Source organism: Okeania sp. (assembly GCF_983059655.1).
Map to the genome: position 1 here is coordinate 1 of NZ_CEZPJD010000692.1, position 4262 is coordinate 4262.

At 35.4% G+C, this 4262-nt stretch carries 2 protein-coding genes; both read left to right on the plus strand.

The genetic code is table 11. From position 1 onward, the window contains the following. On the plus strand, positions 1–429 hold a 429-nt coding region (locus AC3DU7_RS26745; RefSeq protein ID WP_488042303.1), incomplete at its 5' end, for a hypothetical protein. A 1015-nt stretch (positions 430–1444) separates the two neighbouring features. Then, positions 1445–4120 carry an MGH1-like glycoside hydrolase domain-containing protein gene (locus tag AC3DU7_RS26750; protein ID WP_488042304.1) on the plus strand — a complete coding sequence of 892 codons (2676 nt, stop codon included), beginning with the start codon at positions 1445–1447 and terminating at the stop codon, positions 4118–4120. Positions 4121–4262: the final 142 nt, after the last annotated feature.

Consider the following 4262-nt stretch of genomic DNA (forward strand, 5'->3'; position numbering starts at 1 on the left):
TTGTTGATAGAAATTAGAGAAATATTTGATGGTAAAATTAGTTTGTTTTCTGGCAGAGATTTTAATGTCGATATTAGCAGCGGGCTAAATGGGTTTTGTGACTACATTTTGAGTGCTTCAGAGTTTACTTTAGAAATAGAAGCTCCTGTAATCACAATTGTTGAAGCTAAAAATGAAAGTACAAACGTAGGTTTAGGTCAATGTATTGCGGAAATGGTAGCAGCACAGAGGTTTAACCAAGCAAGAAATAGAACAACTGAAAGTATTTATGGTGCTGTTACGACTGGTCGTATCTGGCGTTTTCTGAGACTTTCTGGTCAAAATGTGGATATTAATAATCAGGAGTTAGTTATTGAAAATGCAGAAGATATAAATGTGTCTAAGATTTTAGCAATTTTAAGTTTACCTATTAAACAATTGAACAGTTAATTTTTTTGATTCATCTATTGGTTTAGGGTAAGCATTCAGCTATCATGATGGGGTTTTAATGAATATAGACTGTTTCGGCCATATTTTATAGTTCAGTAGGGCTTGCTGATTAAATATCATGCGCATTGACTGATATTGGTTTCAGCTTTTTTTTGCCTTTAAAAAGTGCAAGCTTTTTAGACCGAGAGGAGTCAAGGGAGTAGGGAGTAGTGAGAAATAATTGATGATTTCTGTACGATACTTGATTTTATTCTTTATTATTAGACATTTCCAAAAATCAAAAAGAAAATCAATTCTTATCCATCCATCTCCGCGTCCCCGTGTCTCCGTGTCCCCGTGTCCTACCCACCAAACAATTTATTCAGCTCTGTTAAATGATGATCGGGATATTCTGTTACAGATAGTTGAGCAAAGTTATAATAAATTGATATTTATATTTTTAACTGTTCCGAAACATTAATTATGATGAATGCTCAAAACAATAACCTATCTGTTAAATGATGATCGGGATATTGTGTTACAGAATAGTTGAGCAAAATTATAATAAACAGGACTTACGCAACGGCACTAATGATAGTGGCTGAATCTGGTGAATGGCAAATTTATACGCTATATATAGCTGTACTGCGTAAGTCCTGATAAATTGATATTTATATTTTTAACTGTTCCGAAACATTAATTATGATGAATGCTCAAAACAATAACCTATCTGTTAAATGATGATCGGGATATTCTGTTACAGAATAGTTGAGCAAAATTATCAGGACTTACGCAAAGGTACTATATATAGAGTAATGGTGCGTTACGCTAGCGCTAACACACCCTACTAATAGCGTCCATGCGTAAGTCCTGATTATAATAAATTGATATTTATATTTTTAACTGTTCTGAAACATTAATTATGATGAATGCTCAAAACAATAACCTATCTGTTAAATGATGATCGGGATATTCTGTTACAGATAGTTGAGCAAAATTATAATAAATTAATATCTTCAACTATTCCGAAATATTAATGATGATGAATACTCAAAACAATAACCTACCTACTCAAGAAGAACAAAGATTAGAAGCAGACCTCAACCATGAAGCATATTGGAGACGCTGGGGGCCATACTTGAGTGAGAGACAATGGGGAACGGTAAGAGAAGACTATAGCGAAGATGGTTCCGCCTGGGATTACTTTTCCCACGCACAATCTCTTTCTCGTGCTTATCGATGGGGAGAAGATGGTATTTGTGGTATTTCAGATAATCATCAACGACTGTGCTTTGCGATCGCTCTCTGGAATGGCGAAGACCCTATTATCAAGGAACGACTTTTTGGTTTAACCGGAAGTCAAGGAAATCATGGGGAAGATGTCAAAGAATATTATTTTTACCTAGATAATACTCCCAGTCATAGTTACATGAAGGCACTTTATAAATATCCTCAAAGTGCTTATCCTTACGCTGACTTAGTAGCAGAAAATCAACAGCGCGACCGCAAATCTTCAGAATACGAATTACTCGACACAGGAATATTTGCAGAAAATCGTTATTTTGATGTTTTGGTCGAATACGCTAAGGCAACAACAGAAGATATCCTCATTAAAATTACAGTAAATAATCGAGGTTCAGAAACTAAGACGTTACACTTATTACCCACTCTTTGGTTTAGAAATACTTGGTCTTGGGATAATAAATCTCAGAAACCCATGCTCAAAAAAATAAATCCTGGTCTCATTGAAACAGAACATCCAACTTTAGGAAAAAGGTGGTTTTATTTTCCTCAGACAATGGAGCTATTTTTCACGGAAAACGAGACTAATAAACAAACCTTATTTGGAGAAAAAAATGACTCTCCTTATACCAAAGATGGCATCAATAATTATCTAGTTAACGGTCAAAAAGATGCCATTAATCCAGAGATGTATGGAACTAAATTTTCACCACATTATCGTCTAGAACTAGAACCAGGTGAAACTAAAATTGTTAAATTAAGACTTGCTAATTCCCCAGAAATTAAACAGCCTTTCGACACAGAATTTGAAGAAACTTTTCAAACCAGAATTCAAGAAGCAAATGAATTTTATCAGCGTCTTTCCCCTTGTAAAATGAAGGATGAATGGCGTAATATTCAGCGTCAAGCATTTGCAGGACTACTCTGGACCAAACAATATTATCATTATATAGTTGAAGAATGGCTAAAAGGCGACCCTTCCCAAGTGCCAGTATCAGAAAACCGTAAACATATTAGAAATGATGGGTGGGTTCATCTATTTAATGATGATGTAATTTCCATGCCTGATAAGTGGGAATATCCTTGGTATGCTGTTTGGGATTTAGCATTTCATGCCGTACCTTTAGCAATAGTTGACCCTGATTTTGCTAAACGTCAATTAGACTTAATAACTAGAGAATGGTTTATGCATCCCAACGGTCAATTACCAGCTTATGAGTGGAATTTTAGTGATGTAAACCCTCCCGTTCATGCTTGGGGAACTTGGCGAGTTTATCAAATTGAAAAAGAACTTTATGGTCGTAGCGATCGCAAGTTTCTCGAAAGAGTATTTCAAAAACTTTTACTCAACTTTACTTGGTGGGTAAATCAGAAAGATGTTGAGGGAAATAATGTGTTTGAAGGAGGCTTTTTAGGCTTAGATAATATTGGAGTATTTGACCGGAGTTCGGAACTACCAACCGGGGGTCATATTGAACAATCAGACGGTACAAGTTGGATGGCAATGTACTGTCTAGATATGTTAACTATTGCTCTGGAACTTGCTAAAGAAAATGATGTTTATGAAGATATTGCCTGTAAATTTTTCGAGCATTTTCTCTACATAGTTGATGCTATGAATCATTTAGGTTCAGATGGGACTCAACTCTGGGATGAAACGGATAATTTTTATTATGATGTTCTCCATCAACCAGACAAAGAAGATATACATATAAAAATCCGTTCAATAGTAGGATTAATTCCATTATTTGCTGTGGCAATTATTGATTCAGAAACTTTGCAACGATTACCTAAATTCCAGAAACGGGTAAAATGGTTTATGGCAAATAGGATAGATCTTAGTGCTAATATTGCTTGTATGGAAGCTTGCGGTATTGACTCAGAACGTTTATTAGCAATTGTTAGTCCCGAACGTCTACGAATCATCCTCGAAAAAATGTTAGATGAAAATGAATTTTTCAGCGATTATGGTATTCGTTCTTTATCTCATTTTCATACCGAAAATCCCTATATTTTTAATGCTAATGGAGAAGAATATAGAGTTGATTATGAACCTGCCGAATCTACCAGTCAAATGTTTGGAGGAAATTCTAATTGGCGGGGTCCAATTTGGTTTCCAATTAATCATTTAATGATAGAATCTCTACAAAGATTTCATAATTATTTAGGTGAAGATTTTCTAGTGGAATGTCCGACAGGTTCAGGTCGGATGATGAATTTATGGGAAGTATCATTAGAAATTGAAGCGAGACTAATTAAAATTTTCCTCAAAGATCAAGATGGAAAACGCCCGGTTTATGGTGACACAGAAATATTTCAAAATGACCCCTACTGGCAAGATTTAATTCTGTTTTATGAATATTTTCACGGCGATAATGGTGCCGGTTTAGGGGCGAGTCATCAAACTGGTTGGACTGGTTTAGTAGCAAAATTGATTCAGCAACGGAGCGAATATGTTTGTGAAATTTAGGTAAGCATTTCCGTAGGAAAAACAAGATTTGGATATTACTTTTGACTGTTTTCAGCTCTTCATGCTCACAAAGTCAGTCCAGTAGGGTGTGTTAGCGCTAGCGTAACGCACCGAAATGCTATATCTGTTGTTAGCTCATTCC